The following is an 18872-nucleotide window of genomic DNA, read 5'->3' on the forward strand; positions in this document are numbered from 1 at the left end:
CGTGCTGTGCGTACCGGAGGAGCCCGCGAATCGCGCGAATCAGCGTGAAAGAATCCGAATGTTTCTTCGCGATCCAGCCCTCGTCGATGTCCCGGGCGTTCAGCATGCCGCAGCCCCGCGAAGAAGACTATCGCAGAGGACGCTCACTCGCCGGGCGGATACGCGAAAAGCGGACACTCGCCAACGACGCCTGTCAGGGCGACGAACACGCACGGGCGTCGTTGGTTCGGGCGCACAAGTCAACTGCACCAGGACGGTTCGTCCTGGGCCACGAACGCAAACCTCAAAATGCCGCCGAGCGCTACCAAATGACTACGTTTTTGCCCACGCCAGAGAGCGGTCGGTGAAAACGACCGCTGCAGCAATCGAGTCCTGCCTCTCATCGAAGTCGATGCAACCGCGGCGCACTAGCGCACTTCGAGATCGCAGCAGGCAGTTTCACCGCTCTCCTCACAGCCCGTTCTTAATCCACACGCAATACGATTTTGCCTCGCACACCGCCGCTCTCAATGCGTCGATGTGCTTCGGCTGCCGCTTGGAGGGGCAATTCCGCGCTGATGACAGGACGGAGCTGACCTCGCTCGACCAGCGTTGCAATGGTCGCTAATCGTGCGGCGTCCGGGGATGTGAAGACGAAGTGGAGAGCCGCATTCTTGCTATAGGCGTTGAGCAGGTTGTGGGGTTGATCGTGGTCGACGATGCTGACTAATCGCCCCCCGGACGCAAGACATTCGATGCTCCTCTTGAACGTTACCCCTCCGACCGTGTCGATCACCACGTCCACGCCACGGCCATCAGTTAACGACAGAGTTTCAGCCACAAAGTCGGTCGTCTTATAGTCGATGGCGTGACTTGCTCCGAGCTCTCGGACTAACGACTCGTTTGGAGGCCTGCACGTGGTCAAAACCCTCGCGCCGCTGATTGTCGCCATCTGAATAGCGAGTGATCCGACCCCTCCCGCTCCCGCATGGATGAGGACCGAGTTGCCTGGCGAAATTCGTCCCCGCTCAAACAAGCACTGCCATGCCGTCCCCGCAGCGAGTGGCAACGCTGCGGCCTCGACGTGCGTCAGCGTGTTTGGCTTTCTCACCACGACCGCTGCCGGAACGACATGCTGCTCCGCGTAGGTTCCGGCGCCGGCCAGCAGCGGGGTCATGTAGAACACCTCGTCTCCCGCACCAATATTGCCGGCGCCCTCACCCACAGCTTCGACCACACCCGACGCCTCGCTGCCCAAGATCAACGGTAGTCCAACGCTGTGGGCGTAATCGCCGCGACGCGACTGGATATCCAGTGGATTCACGCCCGAGGCATGAACGCGAACCAGCACATGCAGCGGTGGGAGGGTCGTTGGGGAGTCTACTGTCTGGTATTGCAGTTGATCCGCGCCACCGAACGCTTCCAGTAGGACTGCTTTCATGGCCGTTCCGTTCGACTTGGGTTTGGTTCGGATAGACCTTTCCGCCACTAAGACGTCGCAGGAGTTGCAGGGCGCTTTCGGGGAACTGATCACACGACTGCTGCTACGGCCACATGTGTGCGCTGAAACAGCGTCGCCGCGACAATTCACGACTCTCGCCGCTTGGCCGCATCAAACTTCGCCGCTGCTGCATGGATGGCAGGCATGTGGAGTTCGGCCCACCTCGTGATGTCCGCCAGAAGTGGGAACATCTTCTTTCCCAGGGGCGTTAGCGAATACTCAACGTGGGGAGGTATCCGCTGCAACTGGTTCCGCTGGATGATGCCGTACCTCTGCAAATGTCGCAGTTGTTGGGTGAGCATCTTTTGAATAATGCCCGGCATGCATTCTCGCAATTGATTGAAGCGCTTGGCGCCTTCTTGCAAGTGATGCACAATTCCGACGCGCCATTTGCCGCCAAAGACGACCGTCGCCTGCTCGGCAGGACAGCAACTTCGCGTGGTGAGCTCGTCTTTCATCGCTTCTTCCTTTTTCAGGTACCCATTTGGTGCCTTCTTGCTTCCAGTCGCCGACCGCCGTATCTTTTTGACACTCAGTATCGAATAGGTACTGCGTCACGAGCGAACTATCAAGGGGAAACTGCCCGCGCTCTGAAGCTTCTTTGGCTTGCGCGCGTGTCGTGAGGGATGGGGAATGCTTCAACTCAGGAGGTCGAATGAACGCGGACACTACGACCACGGCTGGTTGAACACCTATCACACATTCTCCTTCGGTGAATACCATGACCCGAAGTTCATGGGGTTTCGTCCACTCCGTGTGATGAATGAAGACTGCGTCAGTCCCGGCGAGGGATTCGGGACTCATCCCCATCGCGACATGGAGATCGTTTCTTACGTGCTGGAAGGCGCGCTGGAACACCGCGATTCGATGGGCAACGGCGAGGTGTTGAGTCCTGGAGAGTTTCAACGGAATACGGCGGGAACAGGCATCACGCATAGCGAGTTCAACCCGTCTGCCAAGGACTTGCTTCACTTCTACCAGATTTGGCTCTTTCCCGAGAAGAAAGGCCTCCCGCCAAGCTACGAGCAGAAGGGCTTTCCTGTGGAGGAGCGTCTCAATCGGCTCTGCCTCGTCGCCGCGCCCGACGGAGCCGACGGGGCTCTGATGATTCATCAAGACGCACGCATCTTTCTGTCGCAGCTCGAAGCAGGCCAGTCGCTGGAGCATCCGATCGCCGCAGGGCGGTATGCATGGTTGCAAGTATTGCGCGGTCAAGTGACGGCGAACGGCGAAGCGCTAACTACGAGCGATGGCGCCGCCGTGAGTGACGAGCGAGCGCTCCGAATCACTGCGGAAGCGCCTGCGGAGATCATGCTCTTCGACCTGGCCTAAGCCAAGGTCGGGTAGCGGTCGTGAAGTGAAGGTTTTGACGCATCGCTTTTGGAGAAAATACCTATGGCAAGCATATTACCGAATACCGACGCTGGCCTGCTGACGGCAGACAATTGCGCTCTGGTCTTCGTCGATCACCAGCCGCAAATGTCCTTTGGCGTCGCAAGCGGCATCGACCGACAGCTGCTCGTGAATAACGTGCTGCTGCTCGGCAAGGGCGCCAAACTCTTCGGCGTGCCGACAATCCTGACGACGGTCGAAACTGAATCATTTAGCGGGCCCATGTGGCCTCAGTTACTCGACGTGTTTCCTGAGCAGCAGCCGATCGAGCGCACCGGCATGAACTCTTGGGACACGCCCGCATTTCGCGAAGCGATCAAAAAGACCGGCAAAAAGAATATCATATTCTCCGGACTTTGGACCGAAGTCTGCATCGCGTGGCCCACGCTCAATATGCTCGCCGAGGGCTACAACGTTTATGTCGTCGAGGATGCCTGCGCCGGCACGTCGCCGGCGGCCCATGACGCGGCGCTGTCGCGGATGACGCAGGCGGGCGCCGTTCGGATGACGACGGTCGGAACGGTGCTTGAGTTCCAACGCGATTGGGCTCACCGCGAGCACTACAACGACCTGATGACATTGTTCCGCGAACATGGCGGCGCGTACGGTATGGGCATTGAGTACGCCTACACCATGGTTCATAAGGCGCCAGCCGCGCGGAAGACGCTCAAGTAGCGAAGAGGACGCTACGCATGAGCCGATACCACGTTGCTATTACGCGCCGCATCAAGCCTGGACGCGAAGCGGAGTTTGAGGCGGCGCTTCGTGAATTCGCCATGCTGTCGCTGCATGCTCCTGGAGTCACTGGCGTTCACCTTCTGGGGCCAGTGCCGGGTAGCAGTTCGAACGAATACGGAATCATGCGTTCGTTTGAAAACGAAGCGGGCAGCCGCGATTTTTACGCGTCGCCTATGTACGCGGAATGGGAAGAGCGCGTCGCGCACATGGTGGAAGGCGTTCCGGTTGTTCGCCAGCTCCATGGACTCGAAGCGTTCTTCAGGGATGCGGGCGTGCAGTCGCCGCCGCCGCGTTGGAAAATGGCGGTCGTCACGTGGCTCGGCGTGTTCCCGACGGTGTGGCTTTGGTCGCGAACGATTCCCGGCCTTCTCGATGGGCTTCATCCGATTGCAGTCATGGCTGTCGTCAACGTCTTTGTCGTCGTGACGCTCGCGTGGCTGGCGATGCCTCTGTTAACCAAACTCTTCAGCCGATGGCTCCGGCCTCCGGCGAAGGCTGTTTAGGAGGATTCACAATGGAACCCGAAGTCATCTTCCATGGAGGAAAGATCACGACGCTTGATGCGTCCAAACCAGAAGTGGAAGCACTCGCGGTGCGAGATGGCGTGATCACGGCCATCGGCAGCGATGATGAAATCTTGCGGCTGGTCGGGACGGCGACGAGGAAAGTCAATCTGCAAGCCAGGCGAGTAATTCCCGGGCTCAATGATTCGCACCTTCATGTCATACGGGCGGGACTGTTCTACAACCTGGAGCTTCGCTGGGACGGCGTGCCGAGCGTCGCCCAAGCGCTGGCCCAACTTCGCGAACAAGCCGCCAACACGCCGCCGCCGCAATGGGTTCGCGTCATTGGGGGTTGGAACGAGTTTCAATTCAAGGAAGGGCGCATGCCCACTTTGGATGAAATCAACGAGGCGGCGCCGCATACGCCTGTCTTCGTGCTGCACCTCTACGACTCAGCGATGCTGAACCGAGCTGCGCTAGCGACCTTGGGCTTCGACAAATCGACTCCCAATCCGCCGGGCGGACTTATTGCCCGCGATAGTCGGGGAAATCCGACAGGCCTTCTGATTGCGGAGCCTAGCGCTCTGATTCTCTATTCGACGATTGCCAATGCGCCCAAATTGTCGTCGGAGGATCAGCTCAACTCGACGCGTCACTACCTCCGCGAATTGAATCGATTTGGCGTGACCAGCGTGGCGGATGCGGGGGGCGGCGGTCAGAACTACCCGGATGATTACGCGGTGGTTAAGCAACTCGATGAGGCGGGGCATCTTACGGTGCGCATTGCCTATAGCTTGTTCGCGCAGAAGCCGGGCGAGGAAGCAGCGGATTACGCGCGTTGGCTGGGAATGACCAAGCCGGGTGAGGGTAGCAGTTTGTTGCGCGTAAATGGCGCTGGCGAGAATCTAGTCTGGAGCGCGGCCGACTTTGAAAACTTCTTGCAGCCGCGTCCCGGCCTTCGGCCCGTCATGGAATCCGAGCTTGAGCCCATCGTCACAAGCTTGGCGGAGAATCGCTGGCCGTGGCGCATCCATGCCACTTACGACGAGTCCATCGGGCGGTTTCTCGAAATCTTTGAGCGGGTTCATCGGCACGCCCCCATCGACAAACTTCATTGGTTCATCGATCACGCAGAAACGATCTCCAACAAGAATCTGGAGCGAATCCAAGCGCTGGGCGGAGGCATCGCCATTCAGCACCGCATGGCCTACCAGGGCGAGTATTACATCCGCCGCTATGGCGTCGACTCAGCGAAGCGCCGGCCGCCGCTTCGACAAATGCTCAAGATGGGGCTGCCAGTCGGGGCAGGAACCGACGGCACGCGGGTCGCGAGCTACCATCCGTGGACCTGCATCTGGTGGATGGTGACGTCAAAGACCGTCGGTGGCTTGACGCTCCATGACGAAGCAGATCGGTTGAGTCGAGAAGAAGCGCTCCGGCTCTATACGCACGGCAGCGCTTGGTTCAGCCGGGAGGAGAATCAGAAGGGCATCTTGGCAGTGGGACGATATGCCGATCTGGCCGTTATGAGCGACGACTATTTTCGAGTGGAAGAGGATGACATTCGCGGCCTCGAAAGCGTGCTGACCGTCGTCGGAGGACGAATCGTCCATGGATCCGCTGAGTTCGCGGCGCTTGCGCCAGAACTTCCGCCCGTCAGCCCGGAGTGGTCTCCCGTCGGGCGATTTGGAGGATACGACAACAAAGCATTCGCTCCACCTATGCACGAGCACGCGCCAATAATGAGCGCCGATGGACGAGTCTGGGACGCAGGTTGCAGGTGTGTGGACTGAGAACGTGGAAACTGCGAGCCTCCCTGGTGCTGCGACTTTGGTTGGGCGCCCTGGACCAACCAGGCGGGTGGAGAAAGGGCTCAGCGCTCGCGCGCACAGGACTGCGCGTGAAATCACTGAAGTTGGACGAACCGCTGTTCCGACTGGTGCGCCCAAACTGGCGGCGGTGAGCGAGACCTCGGCAGCTGCGGTATCACATTGACGACGCCAGCGCCCCGACCACCGACGCCCCGACCTCCCCACCCCGGAGTGCACCATGTGGGCGCGTCCTTGGTCAGTTCGACGGGCTCGCGCCGGACGACAACGCCGCTACGGTCGCGGCAACGGAAGGGTCGAAGCCCGACGACTTTGGCTCGAGGCAGACGGTCGGTTGATGCCGTCACCAGGGATTCGCGAGCATGCGCCGGATTCGCGGGCGCCGGCGGTCCCATGCAGGAATCGAGCGACGTCGCCGAGCGAATCTCCCGGGACTTCCCCCGCCGGGTCCCTCGTCGTGTTCGTCGTGCCGTCTTGGTTCCCTCGCGCAGACTCCTCGGCCCGGCCGCACGGCCGTGGGGGGGAATTGCCCTTCGCAAGGTCGGCCAATTTGGGCAGAATGGGAAATCTGACGGCGGGCTTCCCACGGCCCGGTTGTCTGCGGCCCGGTTCCCAGCAACTCCGTTGCCGACCGCACGGTTTCAACGCTCGCCATCCTGATTGCGGGTCAGCGCTTGAGCACCTCGTCCTCGCCGTCGCCCGTCGCGATCGTTCCCGAGTCGGTCCACCGGGAATCGCCCGAGTCGTTTCTCCGCTGGGCGATCGCCGAGCTGGAATTGCCCGTGATTTCCGAAGCGGCCGGCCAAGTCGCCGTCGGCGTCCCGGAAGCGGACCGCCCGGGGCTGGGGGGACGCGAGGAAATCGCCGGCCCGCTGACCCTGGAGAGCGAACTGGGCCGGTGGCTGATCGACAGGTTGGGGGGCCCCGAGGGCGCCTGCCACGCTCGTCCCGGCGACCAGCCGATGGGGGTCGGCGAAGTGTCCACCAAGCTGTTCGCCGCCTACACGGTCGACGGGGGCCAGTTCCACCTCGCCGGCTGCCAGTTGACCGACCACCCGTTTCTGCGACTCACCTTCCCCGGGACGGCGGCCGATTCGAGCCTGCGGCACGTGTTCGTCGCCCCCGACGGGTCGAGCGTCGGCGAAGAACTGGTCGCCAAACTGGGGCTCGGGGAATTGGTCACGGCCGGCAAGCTCCCCCCGCGGATCGACGAGGCGGCCCTCCGGTCGCTCGTCGGCGCCGGTCGCCGAATCGCGGCCAAGCAGTCGACCGCACGCGATCCCGCGGCCCAAGTCGTCGACCCGCTGGCGGTGACCGTCGTCTGGGTCCGGCATGCCGAGGGACGGCTGCAGTTCGAGATTGGCGACGCGAGCGAATGGCTCGACTTCTCCGGCTGGGCGAAACTGCTGGAGCCGAAACCGTGGACGGCCCGCCGCTCCGGCGCCAGCACGTTCCACCTCGCGGCGACCGACGCGGGGGAGATCGAGGCGGCTGAGCAGATCGCCGTGTGCCAGCAGTCGGGACGCCGCGTCCTGAGGCAGGATCTGGTCGCGTGCAGCGTGACCGGTCGGATGGTGCTGCCTGAGTTCACGCAGACGTGCCCGGTGACCGGCCGACCGGCCCTGCGCAGCGAATTCGCCGAATGCTCGCAGTGTCGGCAGCGGGTGAGCCGGACCGCGTTGGCGGAGGGGCTCTGCCAAGCCTGCCGCGAACTGGCCCCGGCGCGGAAGGACGACCCGCGATTGGCATGGATTTTCGGCGAGCACCGCGGGCTCGACCGCTGGAACAAGTGGCGTCTCGCCGAGACCGAGACGATCTACGTCGCCCGGGCCGACGGGCTGACGAAGCGGTTGTTGGTCGTTGTGGACAAGGAAACGCTCGCAGTGGCCCGCCTGGCCACGGCGAGCCGATTTTCCGGCGGCTGGACCGACGCCAGCGAGTCGGAACAGGCGGACCTCCTGCGGTAGGCGAGACCCGCCCGGGGCGAGGGGCGCCCGGCGCCGGTAGCCAGATCGAGGGGGGGCGAGCCGGGCTCGATGGCCTTGAATGCGAATGTCCTTGTCCGACTAAACGCAAACGTGGGGGAAAAGCTTGGGGCGCGCGGGGGGGCGTTGGCCCACAATTGCAGTCCGGTTGGGCGGGTTGGACCGATTTTTCCTAGACGGGTCCGCCCGTGCGATTATAATTATGGTGCTTGATCACTCCCCCCTCCCAGCCCCCGATCCTCTGAGTCGTACAAGGCACGCGCGGTCCGGCCGGCCTCGTATCTTGCGTCGCGACGACTCTCCCTCTCGCTTGGGGGGCGGTCGGCGGAGCGCAAGATTTCTGAACGCCGGCGACCCTCGCCAATACTGGCAAGCATTCTACGAACGATCGGGCTGAGATTCGGGGCAGCGAATCGCAGGCTGCACTCCATCGATACGCGGTGAACCTCGCGATCAACATCGTGGTTCAGCGCGGATCGACCCCGCCCCGCAAATTTTGACCGTCGCCTGTCGTCGTCGCCGCCGTTCTCGTTGAGCGCGAGAGGCGCGTCCGATCAAGGCGACTTGGACGCGAGGGCAGGGCTCGTGCACTGCGCGCGGGCGATCAAGCCGCGTCGGCGGAGCCGAGCGAAAAGGAGCTAAGCGGGGCGCCGCGGGCGTCGCCGTTTCAAGAAGAGCACGGTCGCGTGTTCGGCGTGCGTTCGTATTGCGGAAGATGTATCGCGGCGCGTCACCGGCGCCGCAGGCGTAATCTTTTGACAAATGCGCGCGTGCCCGAGAAACCCGAACGAGTAGTGTTAGAATTAGTTGTCTTTGACCCCGACGCCCGCACAAGGGGCGTCGCGTCAATTCTGCCCAGCGAGGTTCTGCGAAGGCTGACTCGACTCCCCCTAGCGACTCATCGACGGCGCTTGTCCCCCGATCAACGCCCGGACCCGCTCAGACGACGCAGGCCGGTTGCCCCGTTTGATCCTGCGACGAATCGCTCCAGCGATCGCCGATGATTCCCCCGAGTAAGCTGACCGTCGCCCATGACGCGGCGCCGCGCGACCCTCGCCGCCCCGGCAGACGAGCATAACGACACAGGAGCGTGGAACTTGTACGACGCACTTTTGGATCACGATCTCGAGGATGATTCGCCCGCGGTCGAGTTGGACCTTGACGACAAGAGTCTCGACGACGATTCGGGCGACGACGAGAGTCTCGATCTCGATCTCGGCGACGACAAAGCGGAAGCCGACGATCCCGCGGCCCTCGATTTGGAGAGCGAACTGCCCGACGGCGAGTCGTGGTCCGACGATCCCGTGCGCATGTATCTCACCCAAATGGGCGAGATCCCGCTGCTCACGCGCCAGCAGGAAATCAACCTTGCCCGGCGGATCGAAACGACTCGGGCCGCGTTTCGGCGCCGGTTGCTGGCCTGTGATTACGTGATCCGCGCCGCCTACAAGGTCCTGGGTCGCGTCCACCGAGGCGAGTTGCCGTTCGACCGCACCGTGCAGGTCTCGGTGACCGACCGGCTGGAGAAGGAGCAGATCCTCGGCCGGTTGCCCCACAATCTGGCGACGCTCGAGCTCCTGCTCGATCGCAACGCCGACGACTACCGCATCGCCACCAGCAAGAACCAAAAGCCCGCGGCTCGCAAGGCCGCCTGGGAGCGGCTCGGCAAGCGTCGTCGCCGCGCGGTGATGTTGGTCGAGGAACTCGGTTTGCGCACCCAGCGGATCGAGGCGATGATCGGCACGCTCGAAGAGTTCAGCCAGCGGGTCGACGAGTTGCAGGCGCAGTTCGCCAAGTCGCTCAAGGAGCGCCGTCCCGCGGCTGAGCGCAAGCCGTTGGTGATCGAGTATCGCAACATCCTGCGGCTCACCCAGGAGACCCCCTCCAGCCTGCGTCGTCGGGTGGCCGAGCTCAAGCAGATTTACACCAAGTACCAGCAGGCCAAACGGGGACTCAGCGAGGGGAACCTTCGGCTCGTGGTGTCGATCGCCAAGAAGTACCGCAACCGCGGCTTGTCGTTCCTCGACCTGATTCAGGAAGGCAACGCCGGCCTGATGCGGGCCGTCGACAAGTTCGAGTATCGCCGCGGCTTCAAGTTTTGCACTTACGCCACGTGGTGGATTCGCCAGGCGATCACCCGCGCCGTGGCCGACCAAAGCCGCACGATTCGCATTCCCGTGCACATGGTCGAGACGATGAGTCGCGTGCGCAACGTGTCGCGCTCGCTGCTGCAGAAGCTGGGGCGCGAACCGACGATCGAGGAGACCGCCAAAGCGGCCAACTGCTCGGTCGACGAGGCCCGACGGGTGCTGGCGATGAGCCGCTACCCGATCAGCCTCGACCGCCCCGTGGGCAACAGCGAGGACAGCCACTTCGGCGACTTGCTGCCCGACGCGGGGGCCGAGAGCCCGGCGATCGGCGCCGCGCAGGAGATGCTCCGCTCGCGGATCACCAAGGTCCTCAAGACGCTCAGTTACCGCGAACGCGAAATCATCAAGCTCCGCTACGGGCTGGGCGACGGCTACAGCTACACGCTGGAAGAAGTGGGTCACATTTTCAAGGTGACCCGCGAACGCATCCGGCAGATCGAAGCCAAGGCCGTCCGCAAACTGCAGCAGCCGAGCCGCAGCCAGGAACTCTCCGGGTTTTTGGACTAACGGCGGCTCTGTTTTCGGCGACGTGAGATTATCATCAGGGGCCCGACGATCGCGAGATCGCCGGGCCCCTGGCTTTTTGCGGGTTCGCCGTTGTTTCCTTTGCGTCGGTCGCTGCTGTCATGTCGACTCTTGCCCCCGTTGCGCCGCTCGACTTCCCAAGTGCGCCGGTGCGGATCGACGACGTGCCGCGGCCGACCAAGCCGGCGCGGCGCTTGTGGCGCACTCTTCTGAATCGGCCCCGACCGGCGCGGCGGTTCGCGCCGCGGCTGACGTTCGACCCGACGCTTGCTGGGCTTGATCCGGCCGTGGCCGCGCACTGGGGCGAGTTGCTGCTGATCGAGGACGTCGCGTCGATTCTCCACCGCGACGGCACCGTGACGTGGCTGCGGCACATTGTCGCGTGGCTGTTCGGCGCCGAGAATCTCGCCGATTGGGACGAGATCGTCCGCACCTACGACTCGCGCAAGGAAGTGCACCGCGTGCTGACCGCTCAGCTCTACCCGGTCGAGGGGAAGCCGCGGATGATCAAGCCGACCGTGCAGCAGTTCGCGTACGCCGGGGCGCGCGGCAGTCGCGCCGGCCGATCGCTGCAGTTCAACTTCCACCCGCTGCGGCCGGGGGTGGTCGTCGAGTTCGAGGAGCAGTACGACGAGTTCGTCGCCGATCGTGCGGGTCCGCTGTTGGTCAACCAGTTCTTTCTGCAGACCCGGGCCCCCTGCCTCCGCCGGCGATACACCGCGGCGGTTGCTGCGCCGTACGAGCTCCACTACCGCGTGCACCACAGCGACGTGCAGCCCGCGCTGCGGCGCGACAAGGAGTACTCGATCGCCGCGTGGGAGTTGAGCGACGCCGAAGGGACGGAGTACGACAACTGGAACCCCCCGCCGCGCGATTTTTTGCCGTGGATCGACGTGAGCACGGCGGCCGAGTGGGGCCGATTCGCCCGGCAATTGCGCCAGGAGTTGGTCCGTCCCGCAGGATCGAAGCCGACGGGCGAGACGGAGCGATTGGCGCAGGAGCTGACGGCGGACAAGCCGACGCCGCTCGCCCAGGCCCGCAGCGCATATGCCTACGCGGCGCGAAGCGTCCGCTACGGGCGCCCTCCCGCAGAGCATCAGGCGCGCAACACCCGCGCTGCCAGCCAGGTGTTCGAGGACCTGCGCGGCGACTGCAAGGACAAGTCGTCGTTGCTGGTGCAGCTCTTGCGGCAGATGGGGATGCAGGCCGAGATTGCCGTGCTGCTCACCGCCGACGAAGGACGGACCCCGTTTCTCCCCTCGGCCCGATTCAACCACGCGATCGTCCGCGCGACGGTCGAGGGGGTCGTCCACTGGCTCGACCCGGCCAGCGGGTTGTTCACGTTCGGCCAATTGCCCGAGGGAGACACGGGGGTCGCGGCGATGATCCTCGACGGCGAGACCTTTGCGTTCGATCGCGTCGCGTTTCCTGACAAGGAGCGATTCGACACGATCCGCCGGTGGCAAGGGCGGATCGACGAACAGGGAGACTTCGTCGGCCAGTTGCACGCCGAGTACAACGGCGAATCCGCCGCGCGGCTGCGGCAGGCGTTGATCGACCGCACCGCCGAGCACTGCGAGCGGGCCCTTCGCTCGTGGTTGGGGAACGAGCACCCTGGGTTCGAGGCCGACCAACTGTGCTACACGGCGCCCGACGATTTGGACGGACCGCTATCGGTGTCGTGCCAGATGCGGGCCGAGCGGATCGCACGGCGGGTGCAGGACGCGATCCTCGTGCAGCCGCCGTGGTACGGGGCGATCGACATGAACGGGCCGTTCGCTTCGCCGACGCGGCGGCAGCCGCTGGTCGTGCCGGCGTTCTACCAGACCGACGAACAGTTCACGATCGAACTGCCGCCGGGGACTGAGCCGCTCGCGGCCCCTGAACCGGCGGCCCACGCGTGCGACTGGGCCCGCTACGACTGCCTCCTCAAGGCCGAGGGGAACACGATCCGCTGTCGCCGGCGGTTGCGGCTCGCCGGCCGGGGTGCTCACGTCCCCGCGGAGCGGTTCAACGAGTTCCGCCGTTTCTGGCAACTGGCCTATTGGTCGGATACGAACCCGATCGTCATGAAGCGAGTTTCCGAGACATGACCCCGTCGCGGCGCCGATTCGCCGGTTGCCCTGACGGGTCGCGCACCCCCATAATCATCGCTGCTGAACGACCGTTTACGGCCGAGTCGGGGCCAGGGAAAGTCGGGGGGATCGATCGCGATGCGCGTTCCGTTGTTCTTTTTGGAAACGCTGGTCTACGGCATTTCGTACGCCTGGCTGAAATACCTCATTCGCACGCCGCAGCCGCTGGAGGGCGATTACGCCTGGGACGCAGTCACGCGCGACGCCCCCGCGGCGATCGATTGGTTTCGGCTTCACTGGCCGATCAAGCCGCTGCGGCCGCTCCTGCTGGCGGCGAAAATGCGGCAGGATCACGCCTTGGGGATCCACGCCCATTACGACGTCTCGAACGAGTTCTACGAACTGTTCCTCGACAAGCGATACATGTTTTACACGTGCGCCGATTTTCATCGGCCCGACGAAACGATCGAAGAGGCGCAGCAGCACAAGGCCGACTTCATTCTCAACCTGATCAATCCGCAACCGGGGCAGCGGATCTTGGAACTCGGCTGCGGCTGGGGCGCCATGTTGCGGCGGATCTACGAAGCGACCGGCGACAAGGAGAACCTGTACGGGCTCACGCTGTCGCGCGAGCAGGTCGCCTACAACCAGCAGCACAACCAGTTCCGCGTCGAGTACGACAACTTCGTCACCTGCGAGTATCCCCGCGAACGCTTCGATTGCATCTACTCGATCGGCGCGTGGGAGCATGTCCGGCAGCGCGAGATTCCGCCGCTGTTGGCCAAGCTGTACGCCGCGATCAAGCCGGGGGGAAAGCTCGTCAAACACTTCTTCTGCCGGGTGAACGACGACATGATGGCGCCTGCGGCCTGCTCGCAGATCTATTTTCCCGGGTCGATGGGCTCGTCGTACCGATTCCACGCTCGGGCGTGGGAAGACGCCGGGTTTCGCATCACGCATCGCTCGATCCACGACTACCGACTGACCCTCCGGGCATGGTACGACAACCTCGTGGCCAATCGCGAGCGGGCCCTCGAGCTGGTCGACGTGCCGACGTACAACCGCTATCTCACTTTCTTCCCCACGTCGTGGCGGTACTTCAACGACAACATGGGAATGCTCACCCGCTGGGTGCTTGAGAAGCCGGCGTGAGTCGAGAGATTCTGGAAACGCGACGGCACGACGTCGGAATTCCTGACGCACTGTGCTCGGCGTGTCGTGGGGGGCAATGCCGGCATCCCCGCGGGATTTTCGGCTTTCGCGGTCGCCCGAATCGCGGCGGTCGAAAACTCGCATCCGGTCGACGGGGAGGCCTGTTGTAGAATGAGGGGAGTCCTGTTCGCCGTTGTTTTCGGTTGGGTCCATGCGTCGCTCCTCCCTTGCCGCCGATGATCGCGAGCTGCTGTGGCCGGCGTGGCTTTTCTCGGCGGCGGTGCATGCCGCGGGGTTGATCGTCGCCGCGTCGTGCGGCGTCGCCGCGGTGCTGCGGGGAGGAGCGCTGCCGCCTTTGCAGCCGGCGGGGATCGTGCTCGAACTGGCCCTCGTCGAGGACGTGCCGGCCGTGCTCGACGCCGAGGCGGAGCCGGCGCCGATCGTCGATTCAGCCGCGCCTGCACGACAAGCCGAAGCCGTCGAACTCCCCCCGATCGAGCCGCCGCCGGAGACCGCCTCGGCGGAGACCGACGAGACCGGCATTCCGGCGGTCGTCGAGCCGGCTGGCGAAGCTCAGGCGACGGAACTCGCCCGGCCGAGCGTGTTGGGTTTGGAGGAGCTGGCGCCGGACGACGTCGCCGCGCGGCCCGGGGCGGCGGCCGCCGGGGCGAGGCGTGGCGCCCCGCGCACCAGCTTTCGCGTCGGGCAGATCGGCGGTCGCACCACGGTGCGGGTGTTTGGGGTCGAGGGGACCGGGACGAAGTTCGTTTACCTGTTCGATCGCTCGACGAGCATGGCCGGGGCCCCGCTTGCCGCGGCTCAGATGCAGCTTGTCGGCAGCTTCGCTGCGCTGGAGAGCGTCCACCAGTTTCACGTCATCTTCTTCAATCACCGCGTCCATGCGTGGTCGGGTTCCGACGGGGCGGGGCGGATCGCCTTCGCCACCGACCGCAACAAGGAATTGGCCGCCAAGTTCGTGCAGGCGACCACGGCCAGCGGCGGCACCGATCGGCTGGGCGGCCTGCGCGAGGCGCTGGGCCTGGCGCCCGACGTCGTGTTTTTTCTGACCGACGCTGACGACACGATGCCCGCGGCCGACGTCGCCGAGGCCGTCCAGCGCGCGTCCCGTACCGGGACGACGATCGCGTGCATCGAGTTCGGCACGGGCCCGAGTCGCGGCCGCGAGAATTTCCTCACCGAACTGGCCCGCTCCGCCGGAGGGCAATACGGCTACGTCGACGTGCTGACGTTGCCGCGGTGACAGGCGGCGAGGCTGCTTTGGGAACCGCCGAACCCGCCCTGCGATCCGGTCTGACGTCCGGCAAGGCTCAATTTTTGCGGAAGAGCTTGTCGAGCGCCCGATTGAGCTCGTCGCCGATCGCTTGGCTTGCGGCGCCCTGCAGCAGTTGGCGCGTCAGGTTGGCGACGGCGCGATCCTCGACGCGGGGTCGCGAGAAGGTCCCCTCGATCGGAATCTCGATGATTTGCCCCGCGAGATTCTGGAGCGCCCGTTCGCGCCCCAGCCACTTTTGCTGCACCGGCACTTGGAGGCGGATCGAGAGCGTTTCGTCGAAGCCCACCGATCCGTACGAGCGGACCGGCACGTCGTCGATGAAAAACTCGAGCCCGCGGTGATAGACGCGTCCCTCGACGACGCGGTACTCGATCGTTTGCTCCTTCATTGACAGCAGTTTGTCGGGGGCGCCGGTCGGGGGAGTCTGGCCGCGTGAGACGGCTTCCAGTTGGCTGACGATTCGCACGACGTCGGCCAGCATGGGGCCCGGGCCGATATCAAGCTGGTGGATGACCAGCCGGCCCGTTGCGTCGGTCATCCGCGGGTTGTCGACGGGGACGAGGATCCCCTGCGAGTCCATCGAGAATGTCCCCGCCGAGCGGACCGCGTCGGCCACCATGGGGACGAAATACTTGAGCATCGCGTCGCTCACCTCGGCCGACACGGCGACGCGCGCGGCGATCGGCCCCGGGGCGAACGTGAGCACCTTTGGCGGCGGGTCGAGGGCCAGCCGCGGCGAGAGCGTGAGCCGTCCCTGCCCGACGGCCACGTCGATCGGGCTCACCAGCACCTGCCCGTCGGCGAGCGTGCCGGTGATCTGCGCCGCGCTGAGCGGCAGGCCGTAGAAGTTGGCCGCGGACCAGCCGGTCTCGACCTTCGCCTGCCACCGGCGCGCCCAGGGGGTCGCGACCGTGCTGGCCAGTTGCGTCGGCGGTCCGGCCGAGTCGGCCGCCGCGACGGGGCCAGCCAGCGAGCCGGCCAATTGCAGTCGCGCCTGGTTGGCGCCGTCGATTCGCATCCCCGGCCCGACGTACGCCGTCAGCAGCCGGGCAAGTTGGTTCGCGTCGTACGTGACGTTCACGTCGCCGCTCAGGGCGCCCGTGGTTCGCAGCCGGTCGATCGCCGCCGTGCCGGCCAGTTGTACGGTCCTCCCCTCGACCTGCAGATTGGCGAGTTGCAGCCGATCGGCGGCCCGGTCGTACGCGGCCGCGACGGCGACGCGCAGTTGCGGCTCCTGCCACAGGGAGGTCGTCCCCGCGGTTCGCCCCGGCGCAGCGTCGCCGGCGCGGAGCAGTTCGAGCGGCTCGGCCGTGATCGTCAACTCGGCGGTGGTCGCCGCGGCGTTGCTGGCGAGTTGGATCTGGCCGACCGCCTCGCCTTTGGGCCAGACGGCCCCGGGGCCCGAGGCGAGCCCCAGCCACGTCGCCAGCCGTTCGAGATCTGCGCGGAACGCGGCCGTGCCGGTCAGGCTGGTCGAGGCGGCCTCGTCCCAGCGAAGGGCGAGGTTCTGCATTTGCACGGCCAAGGTGCTGCTGGCGAGCAGCAGTTTCGGCGCGGCGATGGCGCCAGTGGCGCGGTCCCATGCGATTTCGCCGGAGGCTTCCAGCCGCGGTTCGGCGATTGTCGTGTCGCCGATGCGCCCCTGCAGATTGTTGACGGTGAATTTGAGCCGGTTGACGGCGATTCCCGGCGGGCCGAGGCGCATCTCGCCGCCGATCGTCGCCTGCCCCGCGAATTCGCCGGGGAGCGACGTCCAGGGTCGCAGTCGCCCGACCCACGCGGCCAGCGGCCCGTTGCCGGCCGCCTGCACGTGCCACTGCGGGCCGGCGGGGTCGGTCCACTCGGCGGGGGCGAGCAGTTTCGCCTCCAGCGTTTCGCTGGGGCCGCGGAGCGTGGCCGTCGCCGAGGCGAGTCGCACGAGTTGCATCCCTTGGCGTTTGCCGGTCGCTTCGCCGGCGAGCTTGACCTCGGGGTCGGCGTACAGCAGCTTGCCGTCGCGGCCGACGCGCACCCCGGCCAGGTCGGCGTCGAACTTGGTCTCAAACTCCCCATCGCCCAGGTCGCGGATGATGAACTGCCCGCGTCCCGTCCCGGCTAGTTGCCATTGCGACAGGTCGACGAACTGCCCCAGGTCGATCGCCAGTTGGGCCAGGTCGAAGGTCGCCTTGCCGTCGAATCCTGCGGGGGCGGTCACCAGCGTCGCGGCGGCGAAGTTCGATTGGACGAGCGCCTTCTCGAGCGTCGGCCCTTGGGACGAATCGACCAGCGACGCCTCGACCCGAATCGGTTGGTTCCAACGGATCTCGCGCTTGCCGTCGCTGCCGGCCAGGTCCTGCATGGCGGCCACGAGGGTCCACTTGCGGGCATCGTGTTCCAGGACGCTGGCAGCCTCGATTGCAGCCACGCCGGCGTCGATGCGCACCCCGTCGCGCAGCCCGAGCGTTCTGGGGAGCATCGCGGCCAATCGGGCGACGTCGAACTGGGCCCGCGCCCGAGCGTCGGCGTCGGGGAGCGCCTGCGTTCCCGCCGCGGCGAGCGCCCCGAGATTCGCCTGCCCGTCGGCCGACAGCTCGAACCAATCCCCTTTGCCGGCCAATTTCGTGATCGCCACGCGGCTGTTCGCCGCGGCCAGGTCGAACTCCAGCGCCGCGGCGGCCGTGTGCAGGGTGTCGCCGCCAAGCGCGTCGCTCGTGAACCAGCAGTCGACCAGGTCGAGCTTCCCCGCGGCGCGGATCTCGGAGCTTTGCGGCGGCAGCGACGCCGGGCCGACGACCGCCGGCCCAGGGGGCGCGGGGCGAATCGCAAACCGGGCGTCGGCCGAGGTCTCCCCCGACAGCCGGCAACCCGGCGCCCACCGCGTCAGCCAGCCTTCCAGCGGCGCGAGCGGCGCCCGATTGGCCAGCAGCTCGATTTGCACGACTCCGTCGCCCGCTTGTTGGACGCGAAATTTCACTTCGCCTCGCGACGGAACCAGCGCGCCCGGGGCCACCGCCGGACTCTCGGCCGACAACAGCGCGCTCCCCGAGCCTTGCCATGCCTCGGCGTCGCCCGATCGCCCCGCGGCGAGTTGGAACTGAGCGAGCTGCCACCGTCGACCGGTCGCCGTGTCGTACCCTTGCACGACGCCGTCGACGACCTCGATCGCGATTCGCGGAGATTGGTCGGCCGAGGGGGAATCGCCTCCGGGGTTCGAGTCGGTCGGCGTCGCCAGCGCGGCGACGAAGTCCTCGATGTTGCTCCCCCCGGGGCGGGTTTGCACGTGGAGCACCGGCTGCTCGATCCGCACGGTTCCTAGTTGCGAACGATTCGTCGCCAGCGACAACAGCGATCGATCGCTCGCGACCATCGCGATTTCGGCCAGCGGTTCGCCGTTGGCGTCGATCACTTTCACCCCGGCAAGCCGTTGGTCGCTGAGCCAACCGAACTCGGCCGAGTCGCAAGTCAGTCGGCCCGCCTCGCGGGGGAGCGCCCGAGCGAGGACGAACTGACGGACGACCGCGGAACGGGAGAGCAACGTCGGCGCGGCGGCGAGCAAGCCGCCGACCAGAATCGACAGCAACACGAGTCGACGACCCCACCGGCGCGGCGGGGCGCGGCGCTTGCGCGGCGACGGCGTGTCGTCGGCGTACTTGTCCTCGTCCCGAACCCGGCGGGTGCGGCGGCGTGCCAAAGCGAGCCTCGCGGTGGTAAGATGAACGATTCGGGCTTGGCGCCGCGACGGGCGCAACCGCGCGGATTCTAGGCAGACG

12 protein-coding genes are annotated in these 18872 nt (G+C 65.4%); 9 read left to right on the forward strand and 3 right to left on the reverse strand.

Annotated elements, in window-relative coordinates:
- Window positions 1–463 precede the first annotated feature (463 nt).
- Complete coding sequence (locus KF688_08695; GenBank protein MBX3425743.1) at window positions 464–1420, reverse strand: zinc-binding dehydrogenase; 957 nt, start codon at window positions 1418–1420, stop codon at window positions 464–466.
- Between the two features lie 146 nt (window positions 1421–1566).
- Window positions 1567–1938: a helix-turn-helix transcriptional regulator gene (locus tag KF688_08700; protein MBX3425744.1), complete on the reverse strand. Its 372-nt coding sequence runs from the start codon at window positions 1936–1938 to the stop codon at window positions 1567–1569.
- A 175-nt stretch (window positions 1939–2113) separates the two neighbouring features.
- Between KF688_08700 and KF688_08705 the strand changes: the two genes are divergently transcribed.
- The 9 genes from KF688_08705 to KF688_08745 all read left to right on the forward strand — a co-directional run bounded on the left by KF688_08705 (window position 2114) and on the right by KF688_08745 (window position 15090).
- The gene (locus tag KF688_08705) at window positions 2114–2812 is read left to right on the forward strand and encodes a pirin family protein (protein MBX3425745.1); all 699 of its coding nucleotides are present in this window, start codon (window positions 2114–2116) and stop codon (window positions 2810–2812) included.
- 63 nt (window positions 2813–2875) lie between these two features.
- Complete coding sequence (locus tag KF688_08710; GenBank protein ID MBX3425746.1) at window positions 2876–3547, forward strand: hydrolase; 672 nt, start codon at window positions 2876–2878, stop codon at window positions 3545–3547.
- A gap of 17 nt (window positions 3548–3564) precedes the next feature.
- Window positions 3565–4113: an antibiotic biosynthesis monooxygenase gene (locus KF688_08715; protein MBX3425747.1), complete on the forward strand. Its 549-nt coding sequence runs from the start codon at window positions 3565–3567 to the stop codon at window positions 4111–4113.
- Between the two features lie 11 nt (window positions 4114–4124).
- Window positions 4125–5906, forward strand: a complete 1782-nt coding sequence (locus KF688_08720; GenBank protein MBX3425748.1) for an amidohydrolase — start codon at window positions 4125–4127, stop codon at window positions 5904–5906.
- A gap of 710 nt (window positions 5907–6616) precedes the next feature.
- Window positions 6617–7909 (forward strand): hypothetical protein, encoded by a 1293-nt coding sequence (locus tag KF688_08725; GenBank protein MBX3425749.1) that lies wholly within the window; start codon window positions 6617–6619, stop codon window positions 7907–7909.
- Between the two features lie 1049 nt (window positions 7910–8958).
- Complete coding sequence (locus tag KF688_08730; GenBank protein ID MBX3425750.1) at window positions 8959–10584, forward strand: sigma-70 family RNA polymerase sigma factor; 1626 nt, start codon at window positions 8959–8961, stop codon at window positions 10582–10584.
- Between the two features lie 119 nt (window positions 10585–10703).
- Window positions 10704–12695: a DUF3857 domain-containing protein gene (locus KF688_08735; protein ID MBX3425751.1), complete on the forward strand. Its 1992-nt coding sequence runs from the start codon at window positions 10704–10706 to the stop codon at window positions 12693–12695.
- Window positions 12696–12815: 120 nt separating this feature from the next.
- On the forward strand, window positions 12816–13829 hold the full coding sequence (locus tag KF688_08740) for a class I SAM-dependent methyltransferase (protein ID MBX3425752.1): 1014 nt from the start codon (window positions 12816–12818) through the stop codon (window positions 13827–13829).
- A 211-nt stretch (window positions 13830–14040) separates the two neighbouring features.
- Entirely contained in the window at window positions 14041–15090 is a 1050-nt protein-coding gene (locus KF688_08745; protein ID MBX3425753.1) for a hypothetical protein, read from the forward strand.
- A 67-nt stretch (window positions 15091–15157) separates the two neighbouring features.
- Here the strand turns inward: KF688_08745 and KF688_08750 are convergent, their stop codons facing one another.
- Window positions 15158–18793, reverse strand: coding sequence for a hypothetical protein (locus tag KF688_08750; protein MBX3425754.1), 3636 nt, complete (start codon window positions 18791–18793; stop codon window positions 15158–15160).
- Between the last annotated feature and the right edge of the window lie 79 nt (window positions 18794–18872).

It is taken from the genome of Pirellulales bacterium (assembly GCA_019636345.1).
In the GTDB taxonomy this organism is placed as follows: Bacteria; Planctomycetota; Planctomycetia; order Pirellulales; family Lacipirellulaceae.

Bases quoted from the DNA above. Each gene is read 5' to 3' on its own strand.
- KF688_08720 (MBX3425748.1), top strand. From the start codon at position 4,125: ATGGAACCCGAAGTCATCTTCCATGGAGGAAAGATCACGACGCTTGAT.
- KF688_08740 (MBX3425752.1), top strand. From the start codon at position 12,816: ATGCGCGTTCCGTTGTTCTTTTTGGAAACGCTGGTCTACGGCATTTCG.
- KF688_08710 (MBX3425746.1), top strand. From the start codon at position 2,876: ATGGCAAGCATATTACCGAATACCGACGCTGGCCTGCTGACGGCAGAC.
- KF688_08705 (MBX3425745.1), top strand. From the start codon at position 2,114: ATGCTTCAACTCAGGAGGTCGAATGAACGCGGACACTACGACCACGGC.
- KF688_08700 (MBX3425744.1), bottom strand. From the start codon at position 1,938: ATGAAAGACGAGCTCACCACGCGAAGTTGCTGTCCTGCCGAGCAGGCG.
- KF688_08730 (MBX3425750.1), top strand. From the start codon at position 8,959: ATGACGCGGCGCCGCGCGACCCTCGCCGCCCCGGCAGACGAGCATAAC.
- KF688_08745 (MBX3425753.1), top strand. From the start codon at position 14,041: ATGCGTCGCTCCTCCCTTGCCGCCGATGATCGCGAGCTGCTGTGGCCG.
- KF688_08715 (MBX3425747.1), top strand. From the start codon at position 3,565: ATGAGCCGATACCACGTTGCTATTACGCGCCGCATCAAGCCTGGACGC.
- KF688_08695 (MBX3425743.1), bottom strand. From the start codon at position 1,420: ATGAAAGCAGTCCTACTGGAAGCGTTCGGTGGCGCGGATCAACTGCAA.
- KF688_08735 (MBX3425751.1), top strand. From the start codon at position 10,704: ATGTCGACTCTTGCCCCCGTTGCGCCGCTCGACTTCCCAAGTGCGCCG.